At 54.2% G+C, this 19,753-nt stretch carries 18 protein-coding genes; 13 read left to right on the top strand and 5 right to left on the bottom strand.

What is annotated here, in order from left to right; genetic code table 11:
- Positions 1–2 precede the first annotated feature (2 nt).
- From G6R38_RS10175 to G6R38_RS10120, 12 genes are all read left to right on the top strand, one after another.
- Positions 3–1,130 (top strand): hypothetical protein, encoded by a 1,128-nt coding sequence (locus tag G6R38_RS10175; RefSeq protein WP_166823830.1) that lies wholly within the window; start codon positions 3–5, stop codon positions 1,128–1,130.
- Entirely contained in the window at positions 1,127–2,353 is a 1,227-nt protein-coding gene (locus G6R38_RS10170; RefSeq protein WP_166823827.1) for a DUF6754 domain-containing protein, read from the top strand. The genes G6R38_RS10175 and G6R38_RS10170 overlap by 4 nt, the downstream gene beginning before the upstream one ends.
- Before the next feature lie 50 nt (positions 2,354–2,403).
- Positions 2,404–4,242 carry a hypothetical protein gene (locus G6R38_RS10165; protein WP_166823824.1) on the top strand — a complete coding sequence of 613 codons (1,839 nt, stop codon included), beginning with the start codon at positions 2,404–2,406 and terminating at the stop codon, positions 4,240–4,242.
- Between the two features lie 53 nt (positions 4,243–4,295).
- Entirely contained in the window at positions 4,296–5,159 is an 864-nt protein-coding gene (locus tag G6R38_RS10160; RefSeq protein ID WP_166823821.1) for a hypothetical protein, read from the top strand.
- Entirely contained in the window at positions 5,159–6,031 is an 873-nt protein-coding gene (locus G6R38_RS10155; protein ID WP_166823818.1) for a hypothetical protein, read from the top strand. The genes G6R38_RS10160 and G6R38_RS10155 overlap by 1 nt, the downstream gene beginning before the upstream one ends.
- A gap of 73 nt (positions 6,032–6,104) precedes the next feature.
- Positions 6,105–6,839: an SDR family oxidoreductase gene (locus G6R38_RS10150; protein WP_166823814.1), complete on the top strand. Its 735-nt coding sequence runs from the start codon at positions 6,105–6,107 to the stop codon at positions 6,837–6,839.
- A gap of 30 nt (positions 6,840–6,869) precedes the next feature.
- On the top strand, positions 6,870–8,021 hold the full coding sequence (locus G6R38_RS10145; protein ID WP_166823810.1) for a Gfo/Idh/MocA family protein: 1,152 nt from the start codon (positions 6,870–6,872) through the stop codon (positions 8,019–8,021).
- A gap of 306 nt (positions 8,022–8,327) precedes the next feature.
- Positions 8,328–9,140, top strand: coding sequence for a coiled-coil domain-containing protein (locus G6R38_RS10140; RefSeq protein WP_166823807.1), 813 nt, complete (start codon positions 8,328–8,330; stop codon positions 9,138–9,140).
- 885 nt (positions 9,141–10,025) lie between these two features.
- Positions 10,026–12,002, top strand: coding sequence for a serine/threonine-protein kinase (locus G6R38_RS10135; RefSeq protein WP_206028529.1), 1,977 nt, complete (start codon positions 10,026–10,028; stop codon positions 12,000–12,002).
- Positions 11,992–12,894: a hypothetical protein gene (locus tag G6R38_RS10130; protein ID WP_166823801.1), complete on the top strand. Its 903-nt coding sequence runs from the start codon at positions 11,992–11,994 to the stop codon at positions 12,892–12,894. Before G6R38_RS10135 ends, G6R38_RS10130 begins: the two co-directional genes overlap by 11 nt.
- Before the next feature lie 140 nt (positions 12,895–13,034).
- Positions 13,035–13,427, top strand: a complete 393-nt coding sequence (locus tag G6R38_RS10125) for a hypothetical protein (protein WP_166823798.1) — start codon at positions 13,035–13,037, stop codon at positions 13,425–13,427.
- 90 nt (positions 13,428–13,517) lie between these two features.
- Positions 13,518–14,138: an RNA polymerase sigma factor gene (locus tag G6R38_RS10120; RefSeq protein WP_166823795.1), complete on the top strand. Its 621-nt coding sequence runs from the start codon at positions 13,518–13,520 to the stop codon at positions 14,136–14,138.
- Positions 14,139–14,157: 19 nt separating this feature from the next.
- Here G6R38_RS10120 and G6R38_RS10115 read toward each other — a convergent pair whose 3' ends face one another.
- The gene (locus G6R38_RS10115) at positions 14,158–14,934 is read right to left on the bottom strand and encodes a class I SAM-dependent DNA methyltransferase (protein ID WP_166823792.1); all 777 of its coding nucleotides are present in this window, start codon (positions 14,932–14,934) and stop codon (positions 14,158–14,160) included.
- A gap of 164 nt (positions 14,935–15,098) precedes the next feature.
- Positions 15,099–16,160, bottom strand: coding sequence for a ParB/RepB/Spo0J family partition protein (locus tag G6R38_RS10110; RefSeq protein ID WP_240928143.1), 1,062 nt, complete (start codon positions 16,158–16,160; stop codon positions 15,099–15,101).
- A gap of 401 nt (positions 16,161–16,561) precedes the next feature.
- Here G6R38_RS10110 and G6R38_RS10105 point away from each other — a divergent pair, with 401 nt between their 5' ends.
- On the top strand, positions 16,562–17,011 hold the full coding sequence (locus G6R38_RS10105; RefSeq protein WP_166823786.1) for a tetratricopeptide repeat protein: 450 nt from the start codon (positions 16,562–16,564) through the stop codon (positions 17,009–17,011).
- On the opposite strand, the gene G6R38_RS10100 is transcribed toward G6R38_RS10105, so the two are convergent.
- From G6R38_RS10100 to G6R38_RS10090, 3 genes are all read right to left on the bottom strand, one after another.
- Positions 17,005–18,135, bottom strand: a complete 1,131-nt coding sequence (locus tag G6R38_RS10100; RefSeq protein WP_166823783.1) for a hypothetical protein — start codon at positions 18,133–18,135, stop codon at positions 17,005–17,007. The genes G6R38_RS10105 and G6R38_RS10100 overlap by 7 nt on opposite strands.
- Before the next feature lie 130 nt (positions 18,136–18,265).
- On the bottom strand, positions 18,266–18,874 hold the full coding sequence (gene clpP / locus G6R38_RS10095; protein ID WP_166823780.1) for an ATP-dependent Clp endopeptidase proteolytic subunit ClpP: 609 nt from the start codon (positions 18,872–18,874) through the stop codon (positions 18,266–18,268).
- A 157-nt stretch (positions 18,875–19,031) separates the two neighbouring features.
- The gene (locus G6R38_RS10090; protein ID WP_166824208.1) at positions 19,032–19,661 is read right to left on the bottom strand and encodes a ClpP family protease; all 630 of its coding nucleotides are present in this window, start codon (positions 19,659–19,661) and stop codon (positions 19,032–19,034) included.
- Positions 19,662–19,753 lie beyond the last annotated feature (92 nt).

Raw genomic sequence — 19,753 nt, 5'->3', positions numbered from 1 at the left:
CAATGTCTCAAGCCTACACTCCCGGATTGAAAGTCACCCCGCGGATTCGCCACCAGGTGCGGCGGATTCTACCGCTGTCGGGTGATGTGATGGTCAAAAAAGGCGACAAGGTCCAGGCGAGAGATGTCGCCGCCCAGACCGACATGCCGGGCGATATTTTCCCGGTGAACTTGGCGAACGTACTGGCGATTTCGCCAGGCGATGTGCCGAAGTCTTTGTTGGTGAAAGAAGGGGATTCGGTCGAAGTCGGTCAAACGATTGCACGATCCGAGGGCATCTTTGGATTCTTCAAGAGTGAGTACCAAGCGAAGACGGCTGGGGTTGTCGAATCGATTTCCGGTGTGACGGGGCAGGTGATTCTTCGGGGCCAACCGCGACCGATTCAGGTTTTGGCGTATCTCACGGGTGAAGTCGTCGAAGTTTTGCCGAACGAAGGTTGCGTCATCGAAGCGGACATCTGCTATGTCCAGGGCATCTTTGGAATCGGCGGCGAAGCTTATGGGGTGCTGGAGAGTGTCTGCGAGACGCCGCACGACGAACTGACCGCCGATCGTGTGACCGACAACTTGAAAGACAAAATCATCATTGGTGGAGCCCGCATGACGGGCGATGCCGTCCGGAAAGCGATCGAGATTGGTGCCGCCGCGATCATCTCTGGAGGGATGGACGACTCCGATCTTAAAGATATCTTGGGATACGATCTTGGTGTCGCGGTCACCGGATCGGAACACGTCGGCACGACCGTCATCATCACCGAGGGCTTTGGTGATATCGCAATGGCTGAGCGAACCTTCGACCTGCTCCGCACGCACGTCGGGCAGTCCGCTGCGGTGAACGGAGCCACACAAATCCGAGCCGGTGTGATGCGGCCGGAAATTCTGATTCCCTTAGCCGCGGGTGAATTGTCTCAAGTGCAAGAACCAAGACACTTCGGCGGTCAACTCGAAGTCGGTCGGCCGGTCCGAATTATTCGCGATCCCTATTTTGGGCGACTCGGTGAAGTGGCCGATTTGCCAGCGGAACCGGCGATCCTTGGATCGGGATCGAAGGCCCGTGTTCTGGATGTCAAACTCAACGACGGCGAACAAGTCCGCGTCCCCCGAGCGAATGTGGAATTGATCGAACTATGAACCATTTGGTTGCGAAACTATTGGCCTTCGGAATCGCGTCGCTGTGGGCCACCCACGCATGGGCAGCGCCTGCACCGCCGACCGACGTGCAAGCCGAGGACTACGGCGGCGATGACGGTTCGAGCATCGTGGTGACGTTTGGGCTTTCTCCTGACGACAAATTCACGGAAGACGAATCTGCCGCCTCCCCAGTCGCTTTGTATACGATTCAGCGAACCGCCGAGTGGGGTGGGCTCTACGAAGACGTCGGCGGCGTGATCCCCCTGGAAGATGATTTCGAAGCCGGAAAAGCCTCGATCGTCATTGGAAAGAATCGCCGGGGAGAACCCTATTGGTTCCGTGTGCAAGCGGTTGGTAAAGACGGAACACGCTCCGAATTCGTGTACACGGCTGAAGACGATCCAACCATTCCGACCCGAGAGTTTTTCCTCGCCGATCGCCGATGGTTGGCCTTCATCACATTCGTCATTTGTGGAGCCGTGGTCGGATTTATTGCGTGGGCCCGGTCGGGGCGTCCTTTAAGGGTCCGTCGCATCGCCGGTTTGGAAGCCGTTGACGAAGCCGTCGGGCGGGCCTGCGAGATGGGGAAGACGTGCCTATTCGTGCCCGGCGTGCAAGATATCAACGACATCCAAACGATCGCCGGACTGACGGTGCTCTCGCATGTAGCCAAAACCTCCGCCGAATACGACGTCCAAGTTGAAGTGCCGACCAGTCGTTCGCTCGTCATGACGGCCGCTCGCGAAACCGTGGAATCCGCGTATCTTGCGGCCGGTCGTCCCGAGGGTTTCAATCCCGATGTGATTTACTACGTAACCGATGAGCAATTTGGTTACGCTGCGTTCCTCTCCGGTCATATGGTCCGCGAGGAACCGGCCGCGTGTTTCTACTTCGGCGTGTTTTATGCGGAGTCTCTGATTCTGGCCGAGATGGGCAACAGTATCGGTGCCATCCAAGTCGCCGGAACCGCGATGCCGGCTCAGTTGCCGTTCTTCGTCGCCGCTTGCGATTACACACTGATCGGGGAAGAATTCTTCGCGGCGTCGGCCTATCTCTCCGGCGACCCGGATCAGTTGGGCAGTCTCAAGGGGCAAGACTTTGGCAAAGTGCTCACCGGGCTCACATTGATCGTCGGGAGTGTGCTCGCGACGCTGTATCAGGTCACGGGATCGGAAATATTTTCCGACGCCGTCGAGCATCTGCGGGATGTTATCTTGAAATGATTCGTGAGCAAGATCATCAACCTCCTACCTGTTGAACTGACGACGAATTCATGCTGAAAAACACGGTTCCACTACTGATTACCGCCACGACTGGCTTCGTGCTGATCGTTGCGTCGTTCATTCCCGCGACGGTGAGTTGGGGCGAGACGGCGGCGGTTTGGTTCGATATTCTTGCTGCGATTGCGTTCGTCCTCGGTGGCGGCAACTTGTTGATGCACAATCTCAAGAAGATCAGCAATCGCAATGCCGGCTGGGGATACGCGGTTGTCACGCTCGTTGCGTTTCTCATTACGCTCGTGCTTGGACTCGCCAAGTTCGGAGCACCGCCGTCCACCAATCAAGAGTTTTATGGCGAAGTCTTCGCGGACCTCTCGCTCACCGCGTTTCCTGAATCGCAAGTCTTCACAGTGGAAGGTGAAATCCCGGTTCACACCGACGACGAGTACAACGAGTTGCCACCGTCAGTTCACGGACAACTTCGGGAAACAGATGGGAAAATCGAATTCACCGGTTGGATGCAACGCAACCAAGCACAAGACCTGCGGGATTACGATTCCAGTCTCGCTTGGCGATGTCGGATCGAGCAACTCGCCGAGAAAGCTCAACCGCCAGAGTCGCTCCGTGGAAAGATTCGATTTCGAAAAGATCACGAAGCATTGTCCTTTCAAGGGGTGATGACGGGCGAAGACCGCGAGACATTGCTCGACCTGAGTTCAGAGCCCGAATGGCAAGACGCCGTCGCCAAGTTGTACGAGCAAACGCGAACAACCACCGAGAACACGCTGCCGGACGTCTTGGGCTCGTTCACACTGCCGGATTCGATGACCACCGTCGCCGACTACAACACGGAAACACGGGAACTTGCGTGGACCGGCCCGATGTCGCCTGGACAACGCGACACACTTGCCGATCAGTTTCCGCGAATCAAGCCACTCGATGCCGCCGCCCGGGAGGAATTCGTAGCAGAAATCGAAGCCGCCGGTGGGGAACTTACGGAAGAACAACAGGTAGCGTTCGAGAAAACTCTTGATACCGCTTGGACCGTCGAACAATTCACAGCGGCAATCAATCAAGCGGGAATCGGAAAAGCCCCTGAAAAAACGGCCTGCGAACTCTTGGACGAAATGCAATCCAGCGATGCGCTCGCGGTCAACCCGAAGAAGGAGAAACCGGACGACGTGGAATTGAACGTCGCCCAAATCGACGCCATTGAAGAGTTTGCTGCATCCGATTCCCAGAATGTCGATGAGCTGATCGAGGCGATGGCGGATCGAGGCGAATTGACGGATGCTCAGAAGGCGGCCATTCGGTCTTTCTGGAAGTCTGCACCAACGGTTGGGCAACGCAATGTGAAGTTGTTTCAAGCTCTCGCGACCGAAGGCGAACTCACACCAGAGCAAAAACAACTGCTCACCGAAGACGCCCGCCGCGAAACAATTTGGACGAACGCAATTGCGAATGTGTTCTTTGCCGCCCACCAAACCAAGTATCCATGGTCGGGTGACTACACCGCCGCTGGCAGTCCATTTTGGTGGATTTACGAATATCTGTTCAAACCACTGACGGCGACGATGTTCGCGCTTTTAGCGTTCTACATTGCGTCGGCTGCGTTCCGAGCGTTCCGCGCGAAGAACGTCGAGGCGGCATTGCTTTTGGGGACCGCCTTCATCATTTTGCTTGGTCGGACCTACGCCGGTGTCTGGCTCACACAATGGTTGCCGGAGACCTCCCCGTTCCGCATTGAAAACATGAGCGTATTCATCGGCCAAGTCTTCAACACCGCGGGGATGCGAGCGATCATGATCGGTATTGCCTTGGGCGTGGTCTCGACATCTTTGAAAGTGCTACTGGGGATCGACCGGTCCTACCTTGGCTCGTCGGATGATTAACTTTTGCTTTGGAATGTGATTCACCGCAAGCGAAACGGAATACGGAATCAACCGTGTATCAACTGCTGAAAAAACTCGATCGTCGGATGGTGTTTTTGCTGATGGCATTAGCCGTCGGCATTCCGATTCTGCTGCAATTGCAGTTTCCGGAAAAACCCACCGGGTTGGCATTGGCCGTGTTTGAAGAAATCGAAAAACTCGAACCAGGCGACAAGGTGCTGCTCGCGATGGACTTCGACCCGGCCAGCGAAGGCGAACTCGGCCCAATGGCGACCGCGTTCGTGCGGCATTGTTGTGAGAAAAAAGTCAAAATGTACTTTCTCACGCTTTGGCCAGTCGGCCCTCAGATGATTGATCAATCCATCGAAACGGTCATCAAACCCGATTTTCCCCAACTCATCTATGGCGAAGACTACGTGAACCTTGGTTTCAAACCCGGTTACGAAGGTGTGATCAAAGTGATTGTCACCGACCTTCGGCAACTCTACACCACCGACGACCGCGGCACGAATATTGATGAAATTCCGATGTGCCGAGGCATTCAAAACGTGCAGGACTTCGACCTCGTGTGCAACGTGAGTGCGGGCTATCCCGGTACGAAGGAGTGGGTGCAATACGCCGCCACACCTTACCCGGATGACATCCGCATCGTCTCTGGTTGCACGGGTGTGCAATCGCCTCTGATGTACCCGTACTACCCCGATCAATTGATGGGATTGCTAGCGGCGATCAAAGGGGCAGCGGAATACGAGAAACTCGTTGTCGAGAAGTACATCGGCGACGATCCGGACTCGAAATACACTGAGGCTCAACGTCGCATGGGACCGCAATTGATTGCCCATGTGCTGATGATCGCACTCATCGTCGCCGGGAATTACGTCTATTTTCAACGCACTCGGCGAGGAGATCTCGACTGATGACTCGCAACGCTTTGATTTCCACAATCTTATTGGGATGCGCCGGGTTGTACATCGTTGTGCGACTCGCCAACGGTGGCATGGGTTATGGTTTCGCACAGCGATCCGGTGAGGAATGGGTCACCGCGGACGCTTCCGATGCCGCTGCCGGAATTGCTGAATTCAGTCCGTCGCGGACGGTCGGCATCTGGGTTGCCGCCATGATGACCCTGTGCATTTTTTCGTTTCTGTATGGCGACAACCCGTTCTATAAATTCGCCGAGGCGATTGTCGTTGGTGTTTCCGCCGCCTACTGGATGGTCGTGGGATTCTGGACCACCATCGTGCCGAACTTGCTGGGTAAATTGTTTCCCGGCTGGATTCAATCATGGGCGATGCCGGGAATCTCGCCGGTCCGCCAATCCGAAGATTGGCTTTACATTGTCCCATTGATTCTCGGCATCATGCTTTTGATGCGGCTTTCGCCGAAAGGGAATTGGATCGCCCGCTGGCCGTTAGCTCTCATCATTGGTGCCACTGCCGGTTTGCGGTTGATCGGTTTCATTCAAGCCGATTTCCTCAACCAAGTTCGCATCAGCATCGTCCCGCTGGTGGTCATTGGAGAGGAAATTCAATGGGGACCAACGATTGCCAACGTCGTCATGCTGCTGAGTGTGCTCTCGTGTTTGGTCTACTTCTTCTTCTCGATCGAGCACAAAGGCGTGGTTGGAAAAGTCGCTCGGGTCGGGATTTGGGTGTTGATGATTACCTTTGGAGCCGCCTTCGGGTTCACCGTCATGGGGCGAATCGCGTTGCTCGCAATCCGGTTCGAATTCCTATTCGACGATTGGCTCTGGCTAATCGACCCACTGAACCACCGTGTCGGCTGGTAAGTCAATATTCAGATCAAAGAGTCAAAAGCGTGCCACGATTCTGTGACACACCATTAGATAGTCAATCGGAATTATGACGAAAACACTCGATGGACAAGTGGCTCTCATCACCGGTGGCAATCAGGGCATCGGCAAGGCAATCGCCAGAGCCTTGTGCGAAGCCGGTGCGAAACTCGTTCTGTGCGCACGCAATGAAGACAAACTCAACGCCACCACAAGCGAACTCCAAGCGGCTGGTTTTCCTGTCCTTGGCATCCCCACAGATGTCACTGACGAAACCGCTGTGTCCCAGTTGTTTGATCAAGCCGTTGCGGAATTTGGTCGCGTCGATATTCTCGTCAATAATGCCGGTGCGTTTGATGGCGGGCGGATCGATGAAGTTTCGCTCGAGGCGTGGAACAACGTGATCGGTGCCTGTCTTACCGGAAGTTTCCTGTGTAGTCGGGCCGCGTTTGCGGTCATGAAAGAACAGGGCGGTGGACAGATTTTGAACATCGGTTCGATTTCCGCCCAGCGTCCCCGCGAGAACAGTACGCCATACGCGTCGGCGAAGTTCGGCGTTTGGGGTTTGACCCAAGCAACCGCAATCGACGGACGACCGTTCGGCATCAAATGCAGTTGTTTGCATCCCGGCAATGTCCGAGTGGAACGCCGAATCGACACTGGTGAAGACTCCGACGACGAACCCATGATGGAAATGGAAACCATCGCCTCCGCCGCTCTCGCAATGCTCACTCTTCCACCGGATGTAAATTTCCTCGAAGCTATCGTCTTGCCGACAGATCAACTCTACCTCGGTCGTGGCTAAGTTTTCCACCGCAGAAAGACCCAGATTCCGATGACCGCTACGAATTCCCCGACTCAATATGGCATGTTGCTCGTCGCGGGTTCGCATACGCATCAGGAGAATTATGCACGGGCGTTCGCAGCGGATTCGCGGTGTCGGTTGATCGGTTTGACGGACGAAGCCGACATTCCACTACGGCGAAAGTCGCTCAACTTGCGGTTGGCGTCGGAGTTGGAAATTCCCTACTTCGAGGATATTGACGCGGCCTTTCACCGAGACGATGTGCAAATCGTCTGCTTGTGTCCGGAGCCGGAACGTCGGATGAGACTGGTCGAGCAGGCCGCGCAGGCTGGCAAACACGTTTACATCGACAAGCCCATTGGGACCAGCCTCGAAGATGGTTCCCGGATGGTAGCTGCCATTGAACAAGCTGGTGTGACCAGCCAGATGTTTAGCCTCGTGCGGTCGCCGGTCGCACAGCGAGCAAAACAGACGCTGGAATCCGGCGAAATCGGTGAACTGCTTGCCATTGATTGTGAACTGTGTTTCGCCAAAGGTCACGCCGGTTCCGCGGACCTTTCGATCCCCCGCACCGAATCGGAACACACCGACCGATTCACCTTCATCGATGCAAAACGGGAACTGTTCTGCGTCGGACTATACCCGCTGGTGTTGTTTCAATGGCTGACCGGACAACGATTTCAAAACCTCTTCGCGACAACCGGGAACTACTTTTTCGAGTCCCATCAGCGTCACAATGTTGAAGACTTCGCATCGATGATGCTCACGCTCGACGGGGGATTGCAGGCATCGTTGTTCGTCGGGCGAACGGGATGGACAAGTCACCCGAACTACGGTGTGCATCAAATTCACCTCGTCGGTAGTCGCCGGACTGTAACGTTAGACGCCTTCCGTCCCCGATTGGAAGTCTGGAACGCCGACGCCTGGACACCACCGCCCACACCGCATCCGGAAGACCCGATGGGATTTTGGTCCAGCACGCAATCGGAAAATGGAATTCTTCCGAAAGCCGGATGGCAACCGATCGAAACCGCGATTCAAAGTGATGCGGCCTATTTTCTAGACTGTCTCGACGAGAATCGACCAAGCGACGTGTGTGCAAAAGTCGGTTTTCACGCTCTTCAAGCTATTTTGCGTGGGTATCAATCTGCCGCGGTCGGCCAATGGATTTCGCTTCTTTAGGCATTCTTGCCTTAATTTCGTGCTGAGAATCCGTCTCAGCCGACTGTACCGATGAAAACGCTTTTTCCGGTAATTCGGCGAAAAAGAGCCTAACTTTCGCTCAAGTTGAGCTAAAATTGGGATTGCGAGCCGGTTTTCGAGATCTTTTTCGATCCATTTTCCGTTGATAAAGCGGCTGAATTACCAAAACGGCCAAAAAATTCTCAAATTCTGTTCAAGATTTTAAACACCACAGCGAACAACACAGTGAATCTTCGACGTAATCCAACGTCGAAACTGTCCCGCAAGGTTACAAGGAGTCAGAAGATGAAGAAAATCGTCCTCGGTGGTTTAGCACTATTTGTCGTCGCAGGCTCGTTGATCGGCTTTAACCGCCTATGCTCGATCACGGGTATGGGCGTCGATTATGCCCAAACGAAAGTCGATGAAGCGATCCCGGTCGAAGTGCTTTTGAAAGAGTTGGATTTCAAACTCAAGAGCCTTGATCCGAAGATCAAGAGTTCCAAGGTTGCTGTGGCCAGAGCTGATGTCAAGGTTGAGAGACTTCAGGCTGATGTTGACGAATTAACGGCTTCGGTGAAGAAACAATGGGACAACATTGTTGATGTTCGCAAAGCGATCCCTACTGACACTGAAACTCAATTTGTGTCAGTTGGCGGCAAAAAATACACCTTAGATGAGGTCGAGACGAAACTCGACCGACAGCTCACCGTTCACGACGCCAGCGTAAAGTCCTTGAATGCGCAGAAAAGTCTTCTCAACAGTGGACAGAAAGAACTCGCAGCGGAGCGGAAACAGCTCGATTCACTTCTCGATCTGAAAGTGGAGTTGAAGGCAAAAATCGAGGAGATTAAAGCCCGTCTAACAACAGTCAAGGCGAAACAAGTCGAGACCAGTAGTGCTTACGTAGATGACGCTACTCTGGAGGAAACTCAGAAGTTGCTGGATGAAGCTGACCGACGAGTTGCTGAGCAGGAAAAACTACTTGAGTACGAAGCAGAAGGATTCGGGGCAATCGAAGCAGCGTCTGAAAAACGCAATGTGCTCGAAGAAATCGACGCCCGTCGGGCTGAAGAAGCCGTTCGAGGTGAAGATGGCGAACTGATCAACATTCGCTAGTTCACTGAGTGCCGGAAAAATCCGGCCAACAAGTCGGGACAGCAAAAGGCGGCAAGCGGTGGAAGCTCACCTGTTTGCCGCCTTGTGTTCCGAATCACGAAAGCAAATTCAGTTTTCGCATTGAGCGGGTTTGCTCATGAGTCGTCAGCAAACACAATTGGCAACGAACTCAACAACAAACCAACGGCTATGGATTGATGGAGTCGGTGGTTTTCTTCTTTGCTCAAGCGAATCAATGACCGTCGGGAGTTCAAGTTCCGCGGATTTTGCCATCCGTGCTCCACTCTCGCGACAACATGCAACATTCCATTGGAACAGTGAAAACTGGTCTTGGTGGCTGAACCACACCCCACAAGAAACCGCTCAACAGCTCGATCGAAATTCCGGCGAGTTGGACTTAGGAGAAGGGGTTGTCTTGGACTTTCGGCAGTCGCATCCATGGAGCCAATCTGCCGCCTTAAAGTTGAAATCGTCCCACCGACCTCAGCTCGGTGTTGATGGGTGCATTTTGATGCGTCGCGAATGTCTGCTCGGCCCCACCGATGACTGCCACATTCGCTGCCCCGAGTGGAATGAAACGATTGTTCTTTCCCGCATCGATTTTGACTTTCGATGGCATCGCCTATGTGATGTCCATCCGGCGTCGCAATTCCATGAGAGACGGCCCCTACGGTTGAATGAGTCGCAAACACTGCGAACGGATCAATCCAATGAGATTCAAATTCGGATCGAAAACTTGGAATTTTCAGAATTGAAATGATCTCTATTTCAATGAGAAACGTATTCCCAAATGAGTACGAAACCAGACATTGAATGATCATCACACGGAACGAGACACAACTGCCGTCAGCAAACTCCCCTGTGGCGAAGTCAGGCAGATCAATTATGAAGTATAGTTACCCCCCAGACTCACGCCCGCTCGATGGATACACGATCAAACGTGCGATCAAGCGTGGTGGATTTGGCGAAGTGTACTACGCCGTTAGCGATGCCGGCAAAGAAGTCGCACTCAAACTGATTCGAGAGAATCTTGATGTTGAGTTGCGTGGCGTGTCCTTGTGCCTGAATCTCAACCATCCCAACTTGGTCTCCATCCACGATGTCCGTACGGATTCGCAGGGCCAACATTGGATCATCATGGAGTATGTGGCGGGATCGACTCTGGCCTCGGTCTTAAGCGAACACCCCGGCGGCATGCCCATCGAAATGGTCAAGCGTTGGCTCGCTGGTTTAGCAGCAGGGCTGTCGTATCTGCACGATCAAGGTCTCGTTCATCGAGATCTCAAACCAGCCAATGTCTTCCAAGATGATTCGACCGTAAAACTGGGAGATGTTGGTTTATCGAAATTCATCTCGCAGAGTCAGCGGAGTGCCCAGACCGAAAGCGTGGGCACCGTCTACTATATGGCTCCGGAGGTCGCACACGGACGCTACGGTAAAGAAGTCGATGTGTACGCATTGGGCATCATGCTGTATGAGATGCTAACCGGCGACGTGCCGTTCGATGGAGAATCTCAAGCTGAGATTCTCATGAAACATCTCACGCAAAAGCCAGATCTCTCCATACTGCCAACGCGATTGCGACCGGTCGTTGCGCGTGCACTTGAGAAAGATCCTGAAGTCCGGACGCCGAGTGCCGTTCGACTGTATGAAGAATTCGAACGAGCGATCGATGGAAAAAACGTGGTCGATATTCCGGCAGAGAATTTTCTTCACAGAGGAAATCAAGCACGCCGCACGAATGCTCGCCCCATTCCCAGTTCTGAACAACCCACCGTCCATCGGGGGGCTCGGTCGGCACCGCGACATCAGCATCGGCAATATGCCGGCTACGCAACGCCAGGCGAACGCCCGACGGAAGGTCTGGGTGTTTGGAAGTGGATCCTGATTGGCTTCGTCCTTTGGGTTTGCCTGCCTGGTGGTTTTTTCCGCCTGCCCGCGCGAGTCTGGGTGGCGATGATGATCGGTGTGGGGATCTGGTATTTTTCGTCGTGCCTTTTCGGTGCATGCTCTTCCAAACGGCGGTCGCGTCGTCGAGACCCCGACCGCTTCGCAGAGACGACGCCGATCCGAAAAGCTTATAACCGAAAACATTTTCGAGCAGAGTACCGAAGTCCCGCAGCTCAGACCGCCGCACAACGTTGGGAGGAACGACGACGAGTCCGCGCGAATCGGCGAGTTGCTCATGGGTTCTCGCCATATACCACTCGGCAGATTGATTGGAAGCAGCGATTAACGCAACTCACCGGCTCATTGACCGCGGCCGGTTTTTGTGGTGCATTGATCACCGCCGGATTGGCTGGCATTACTCACACCGTTCAGGGTTGGCCGGAAGTGGTTCTGTTTGGAGCTGCAACAATCCTTGCGAGTTGGGGAGTTCTCTCTGCAGGCAAACTTGTTGAAGGCTCTGATCGAGGCACGTTGCATCGTCGCGGCCTGATGATGATCGCGGGGCTGATGGTCGGAACCTTGATTTGGATGCTGGACCAATCATTGATGGTCAGCTTCACGCCCCACGATGGGATCGGCAGCTATACCACTTTTCTCGGCATGCGAGGGTTGACCTTGACCGATGCGGCTCGCCAACCGACCGTATTGGGCTACGCTGTCTTCTTCGGCGGATTGTTTGCTTGGCGTCGTTGGTGGTGGCATGCGGATACGTTTCGACCCAAACAGTTTCGATTGCTTTCCGTACTACTGACAGCGTTCGTCGGTTGGATCTGGGCAATGATGGTCGGATTTCCGATCGTTCTCGGCGTGACCTGGGCCGCTGCAATTTCCAGTGTTGTCCAACTCACCGCTGCGTGGGTTCCGCCGATGGAACGACCTAACCTGATGGAAGGGCAACGCCATGTTGCATGAAATACTGGGCTGGTTTCGAAGCAATGTCTTGTCCGACCCAGCTCATGCCGTGATTGCCGTGCTGTGTCTGTTGGGCCTGACTTCCGTCCTAACAGTGATGCTGAAAGAACGGAGTTTTAGATTACCATCATTCCGGATGTCCGCCTCGACATTCCTTTGGCTCAGTCCCGTCTTGGCTTTGTTGGCAGTGTTGGGAACGAGACTATTCCCGTTCTTCGCTCCGACCACCGCAGCCGAACGGCCCGATGCCGCAACTCAATTGCCGTGGGAAGAGGATCCCGTATGGCACGTGCATCCCGTCGAAACCTGGGGACCAATTGAGGAGCTGGAATTGGCTCACGTCCAAAAACGGACCGAGGACGGTCGAGTCAGTTGGCGTCTGGTTCTGGAGAGTGAACAGCATACGACAACCGAAGATGCTCGAAACGAGTTGAAGGAAACCGTCGTCGCATTGGTTTCCACTGACTTGCAGAGAGTGTACCCGGAAATTGTGAACCCGGTGATTTCCGAACACGACATTCGCAAGGAGTGCGTACTCAACGAAACGTTGATGACAACAGAGCATGAACTTCCGGATTCCGGACGGACCTTCGAAACCAAGCAGTTGCGTTGGGTGGTCGAATTGAATCCGGAAATTCGCAAGCACATTCGCTCAACATGGGAGAAAGAATTAGTTTCGGCCCGTGCCGGGTTGGTGGCGGGTACCTTTGGATTTGTGACGTTTCTATTCGGTTTGTTGGCGACCTACTTGCGAGTGGACTCGCGGACCAATGGCAATTATCGAGGTCGACTTAAGCTCGGTTTGCTGAGTCTCGCAATTGCCGGAGGACTCGGTTTCCTCAAAGTCTTGAACGTCATCGCGACCGATTCGGTCCAAGGTCTGCACTTCTAAATTGGCATTTGTTTGGGATGATGCGAACATCGGGAATCACCTTGCACGATCGCAGGGTGGTTCCCATTTTTTTTCGCTGCCGCCGACTGCATCTGGCGTTACAATGCAGAAGAGTCACGCCCCCGATTGAAGGAATCGTTTTGAATACCAGTTTGCCATTTACCATTCCCTTGTTGCTCGGTGCTGCCAAGGCCGTGGGGTTGTTGCGACTCGAAGGCCGGTCGCTGCTTTTGGAATATGAACTCACCGACCGAACGTTGGGGTTGTTGCGTTCGGAACTGAAAACCGTTCGGCTGCCGTTAGTGGAAGTTGACGAATTGGAACTCAAGCAAGGTTGGCGATTCGACATCGTTCAGATTCGTGTCTCAACACTTCGGGTGGCTCGAAACATTCCTGGTCACGACTGTGGGATCATCCAACTGCGAACCCGCAAGCGTGATCACCAATTCGCCGAACGTCTCGTGCAATCAGCGATGGCGGAGAAGTCGACAACGAACCTCGATCGAGTGGAATCATCTCGGTCCATCACTTAATCGTGGCTTCAACAACACCCGCGTTGGAGCAGATGATGCAACCTCTGCGTCAGCGACCAATCTTTGACAGGAAATTGGGGTAGATTCTACGTGAGTACTCCAACCAATTCGCGAATCGGTTCCGACCTAATTGCAAGCATTCGGGAAGGCAGCAGCGAGGCTTGGAGCGAACTCATCGGTCGCTATGAAGGACGATTATTGGCATTCGCCGTGAGTCGTCTTGGCGATCGAAGTTCCGCGGAAGATGTCGTTCAGGAAGCGTTTCTTGGTTTCCTTGTGAGTCTGCCGAACTACGACGAAACCACACCAATCGAGTCGTGGCTGTTTACGATTACCGCTCACAAGTTGACCGATCACCTCCGACGCGAAGGACGGCGGCCGACAATTCCGTTGGCACCGGCGGGGCTTTCACAAGACATGCCGGGTCAACAACGGCACGCATCGAGCATCATGCGGAGCCACGAACGGCGGCGATCTGAAGAAACCGTGCTGGCAAACGCCCTGCGAGATTTGATCGCGTCCTGGCAATCCGGCGGTCAATACGAACGTCTGATGTGTATCGAATTATTGTTCGTGGCTGGGCTTTCCAACCAAGCAACGGCAGCCCGTTTGGGCATCAGCGAACAAGCGGTTGCCAATCACAAATCGTATGTGGTGCGGAAACTCAAAGAGGTCGCTCAGTCTCATCGACTCAGCGACCTCTTCAGTTGATTTTGACCGTTGCACTCGGTTACAGAATGTCGTGCTTTTCAAGGAAATCGTCGGGAATTTCCGCGACCTTCTGTCCCACAAGAGCGTAGTACGAGAGCGGTGTTCCCTCCATCGACAGTCGGTGCTGATACCGCTCCAAGTGGCTGACTTTCAAATATTCCGACCAGATCAGCTGCCGAATGAATCGCGAGAAACCGGAAGTATCCGATTCATCCAAAAACGTCTCTTTGATGTTGAACGCCACATAACCGCCGGTTTTGACAAATCGCATCGCCTGTAAAAACGCGGATGTGGGGATGTCGCCGAAACCAAGTGCCGCAACGGATGTCAGACAATCGATCGACCAGTCCGAGATTTCTTCGATCAAGTCATCGGATAGGTCCGTAAAGTCCGCAACGTAATACTCGTCGTAGATGCCGGGACGATCGCGGAAGGTTGCCACCTTTGCTTCTTGGATGATGTCCACTCCGATGAGTCGAGCAACTCCGTAGTTCTTGAGAACCTCCCCCATCAACCCGTTGCCAGCTCCCAAGTCCAAAACTCGAAGCTCGCTGATCGCTCTGTCGCTCGCTTCCAGGGTGCGTCGGAGCAACTCTCCAACTTTCTGAGGCGAAGAACATTTGAGCCGCTCGTAGAAAATCTGTTCGTACAAGCCAGGTCGGAGGTAAATTTGATCGTAGTCATGAAACCGGAGGCGTCTTTTGCCCTCTTCTTCCACGAGATAAAAAAACGCCTCGTCCTGACTGAGTTCGTTTCCGTCCGCGGGGGGAAATTGAATTCGATGCAGGTGTGCCATAATCCTTTAATTTCGTCAGTAGTTCTGAACGCAAATAGTGAGCTACCAACTCAACCTAGCAGACGCTAGAAATGACTTCCACCGGCTCCCCGCGAAACTTTGGAAACTTCAAGAACTTATCTGAAACTCATTTTTGCCGTTCACCGTACATTCATCAATCTGGGCTACGCTGCCTCTTTGTGAGCATCAACGCCTGCTGACCGGAGTGCTCGAACGAGCCGTTCGAACTCTTCGTTCGATCCGAAATGAACGGTAATTTTGCCTTCGTCCTTACCGGTCACACGGATGTCGACCTTCGCACCGAGCGTCTCGCGAAGCTGCGATTCCAACGAAAGAATATGGTTGGTCTTGCCTTCGTTCTCCTCAGATGGCTCGTCCGAACCGTTGGATTCCTCCGATGTGTTTTCGTTTTCTGAACTGGCGGCTTCGTTCGCCAGAGTGGAAAAAGGAACGGTGTCCGGTGTTTCGTCGGCGTCGGTATTGGGGTTGGTGTTTTCCTCTGTAGGCGTGGTCCGTCCGAGGAGCTCCTTGACCGCTTCCTCCGTCTTCCGAACCGTCAACGATTCGCGTTGCACCTGGGTACAAACTTCGGCTTGGGCTTCCGCGTCCAGAGACAACATGGCCCGTGCATGACCATTGGAGATCTTGCCGGAATTCAACGCCTTCTTCACGGGCTCGGCCAAACTCAGCAAACGAATGAAGTTCGATACCGTCGAACGATTCATCCCGAGTTGCTTCGCCAAGTCGGCGGCGGTTCCACCGAATTGATCCAGGTACCCTTGGAACGCCTCGGCCTTTTCCAGATCACTCAGATCCTTCCGCTGCACGTTTTCGACAATGGCGACTTCGCAGACGGCCTTGTCTTCCAGTTCCATGACTCGACAAGGAACGGTCTCGATGCCGGCTTCGGTCGCCGCCAGCCAACGACGCTCCCCGGCGATCAGTTGGAACTTGCCGTTCGACGGCCGAACAATCAGCGGCTGCAACACGCCGTGAGTGATCAAGCTCTCAGCTAATTCATTCAGCGTTTCCTTATCGAACTCTTTTCGAGGTTGATAAGGATTCCGTTCGATCTGCCCCACCGGCACCGAACGAACCGAGATTTTCTCGATCGGATCAGAAGGCTCGATCGGCCCACCGTCGCCGACCAAATGGCCGAGCGTTTGTGACTCCTGTTCATTGCCCCCCAGCAAAGCATTCAAGCCGCGACCCAAGCGGCGGCGCATTGGTTGTTGCGTTGATTGATCGTCCATGATCACAATGCCTACTTGTCAAAGGTGAATCTGAAAAATCGTCCGAAGCTGGAACCCGCGAATCCGTCTTCGGAATGAATGGCGGAATAATCGGCACCACACGTTCAAGTGTGATTAATAGTTTCATCGAACCGTCAGGGCTGCATTCTCTAGCTTGGGTTGCGAATTCTACATCCACTCCCTCCTCAGCGACAAGGTGAGTTAAACCCCACGTTTCACGTGAAACAGGTAAATTAGAAGGTCTGTTACAAATGGGGCTCGACGAAGCAACTTTCGATCGGGCGGCCACGAACATTGGAAACGTTCGGTCGTCTCACTATGATGGTTGTCGAATCCGATTACTTCCCCCACAAATTTGACCACGGTCCTGCACCATGTCTACCGCGAACGAGTTGTACGAATCCGGCCAACAAAAACTGAACGAAGGCGATCGGCAAGCTGCCATCGCCGATTGGAAGTCTGGCTTGGAACAAGACCCCGCACACGCGGAACTCCGACGGGCGTTGGTGTCCGCGATGTACGATGACGGGAACAGTTTGAAATCATCGGGTGACTTGGAAGCGGCGGTCAATCGTTGGAAAGAGATCCTCGACATCCAAGAAGAACACGTCCTGACCCACATGGCGTTGGGTGTCAACCTGCAACGTCTCGGGCAGCACGACGACGCCATCCGGCACGCCAAACGCGTGACCGAGTTGGAACCGAACGATCCGTTCTCGTACACCCAACTCTCCGTCATCTGCCAACGATGCGGTCGAATCCAAGAAGCCGAGGATGCCATGGCGAAAGCTCATGAAATCCAAGGTGGTGGCGGGCATCACTGAGCCGACGATTCCTCGGCGGATGCTCGTTGAGAAGTCGGTTTCCACGATGCAGACGCCGTGGGCTTTCCGTCCTCTGGATTGCTCGCTGTCAGTTGCACCGAAGCGGTCCCGATTGATTCGGACGAGTCACTCGGCATCGGAGGGAAGGGGAGCTCAACCGGTTCACTGGGGATCTTCGCCTTTTCAAGTGCGTTCAAATGCACCGGAAACGGCGGAGCAAGTTCCGCTTCTTCGATTGGTTCAGTGACTTCAGAATCCGACGGATCGTCGACCATTGTGACGGCTGGCAGGTCCGGAATGGGTTCGGCTTCGACTTCGTCAATCACAAGCTTGCTGGGTGGTGGTGAAAGATCGAAGACCGGTTCGGCTTCTGCAACTTCAATCTTCGGCTCGGCATCCGGAGTTGGCATCGGCTCTGGGACGACCGCACTTTGCTGCGGCATTCTTTCGCGTGGAACTGGCGGCAACGCCAACTGCGTTCCCGGTGGAACCGCGCCGCTCGGAGGTGTGATCTGAAACGGATGAGACGCCAGGAAGTCCCGTCCATCAGGAGTCGTCATTCGCGCGTGTACGATCAGTTTGCTGCCGGCCGGCCTCTGCTGCCAAGGAAGTCGAAACAGAAAACCTTGGGACAATCCGGCGTGCCAATGCTCGCGAGTTTCTTCGGTGGAGAAACTCCAACGACCGATTGGCTCACCGTCTTCATTGGAAGCAAAATCAAGCAGCACCATGTCCACTTGACCGGGCAGCTTGATGACTTCACCATCGTCGTCCAACGGATTCAACAAGACAGCAAACGCTTCATCACCTGGTTGATCATCGCGATCGAGCCCGCCGGTAAAGAGCTTGCTGATGCCCAGTTCAGACATCCGTACTAACGAACGTGTCTGCTCTGGTAACAATGCGGTGCCGGAATGATTGACTTGCCGGGTCCGTAGCAGCTCGGCCTCTTCGCGGGCAATTTCCAATTCCGACCGCACCGCTTGGAGTTCGTGACTCAGCGCGTAGTACCGGTCCTCTTGCTGCCGCAGCTCAGATTCCAAAAGTTCTACGTTGCCTCGTGAAGCGCATCCGCAGAACGCCAGGAGGAGTCCGTGCATTAACACGTACAGAGCGTACCTCATGTCGCGCCCGTCTGTGGTTGAATGGTCATAATCGAAGAACGCCGAATCGGAGAGAGAGATCGTTCGGCGCCGGTTAGATACCGTATTTCGAAAATTCAATCAACAGCAGATTGTGCAGCGACGGATTCGCCTACCCTTCGCTTGGAGGCGGAACCTCGAGGTGTTCGAGAACATTGTCGATCAAGCCATACTCTTTGGCTTCTTCACTTGTCATGAAACGATCGCGGTCGGTATCGCGTTCGAGTTCTTCCAGATCTCGTCCCGTGTGCTTCTGGAGGATCTCGTTCATTCGTCGCTTGACCCGAAGGACTTCCTTCGCGTGAATTTCCAACTCTGCCGCAGTCCCTTCCATACCGGCGAGCGGTTGGTGAATCATGATTCGACTGTTCGGCAGGGCATTCCGTTTCCCACTGGCTCCGGCAGTCAGCAGGACGGCCCCCATGCTGGCCGCTTGACCGATGCAATAGGTATTCACGTCACAAGTGATGTACTGCATCGTGTCATAGATAGCCATACCCGCTGTGATCGCTCCACCTGGCGAGTTGACGTAAAGGTGGATGTCGGCTTTGTCATCTTCGAACTGCAAGAACAACATCTGAGCCACCAAACTGTTGGCGACCTGATCGTTGACTTGGCTTCCCAAGATGATAATCCGGTCCTTGAGGAGCCGGCTGTAAATATCCATGGCCCGCTCTTCGCGGCCACTTTTTTCAATCACATAAGGAACGAGAACGGTCACTGGGGCTCCTCCCGTACCGGCCGAGCCGGAATGGAAATACAAATTTCACGCGGGTCGAATCGGCAGCCCGCGGACAAAGACGGCTAACGCAACAACGAAATATTATTCAGGGCGAGCAGAATTACTTGCCCTGTTTTCGTCTGCAAACTGCCGCTTCTTATTCACTGTCTTTCTTGCTCTTATCTGATCGCGAAAGCACCTCATCGACAAGGCCGTACTCTTTGGCCTCGGTAGCCGTCAAGTAACGGTCCCGATCGGTGTCTCGTGCAATGATGTCGATCGGCTGTCCGGTGTGACTCGCCAGGACCTCATTGAGAGTCTGACGAGTATCGATGATGTCTTTCGCTTGAATCTCAATGTCGGAGACCTGCCCACCAACCTGACCGTAGGGTTGGTGAATCATCATTTTGGAATGCGGCAGTGCATACCGCTTTCCTTTGGTGCCACCGGCCAAAATGATGGCACCACCACTCGCGGCCAGCCCAACGCAGTACGTGGCGATGTCACACTCCAGAAACTGCATCGTGTCGTACATCGCCATCGTCGCGGTCACCGAACCACCCGGTGAGTTGACATACAAGTGCACGTCTTGGTGACGATTCTCACTCTGAAGGTAGAGCAACTTCATCACAACCAGGTTGGCGACAGGATCGTTGATCACCCCGTCCAAGAAGATGATCCGGTTCTCCAACAGCAAGTCGCCAATCGTCATTTGCCGTTGACGTTGGTAGTCGCCACGGGCCCGCATCATGGGGCTGAACCGATCGACGGACTCCGCTCCCGACATCGTCTCACCACCGGGCAGCATTGGCCATTGACCGTTATCTGGCTCCATCATCGCGACACGTCCTTCCTGCGAAATGATTCGTTTTCCTCGTC

The sequence above is a fragment of the Thalassoroseus pseudoceratinae genome (genome assembly GCF_011634775.1).
Lineage (GTDB): Bacteria > Planctomycetota > Planctomycetia > Planctomycetales > Planctomycetaceae > Thalassoroseus > Thalassoroseus pseudoceratinae.
Note: the sequence above shows the minus strand (reverse complement) of the source record. Positions and strands in the feature narration are given on the sequence as shown.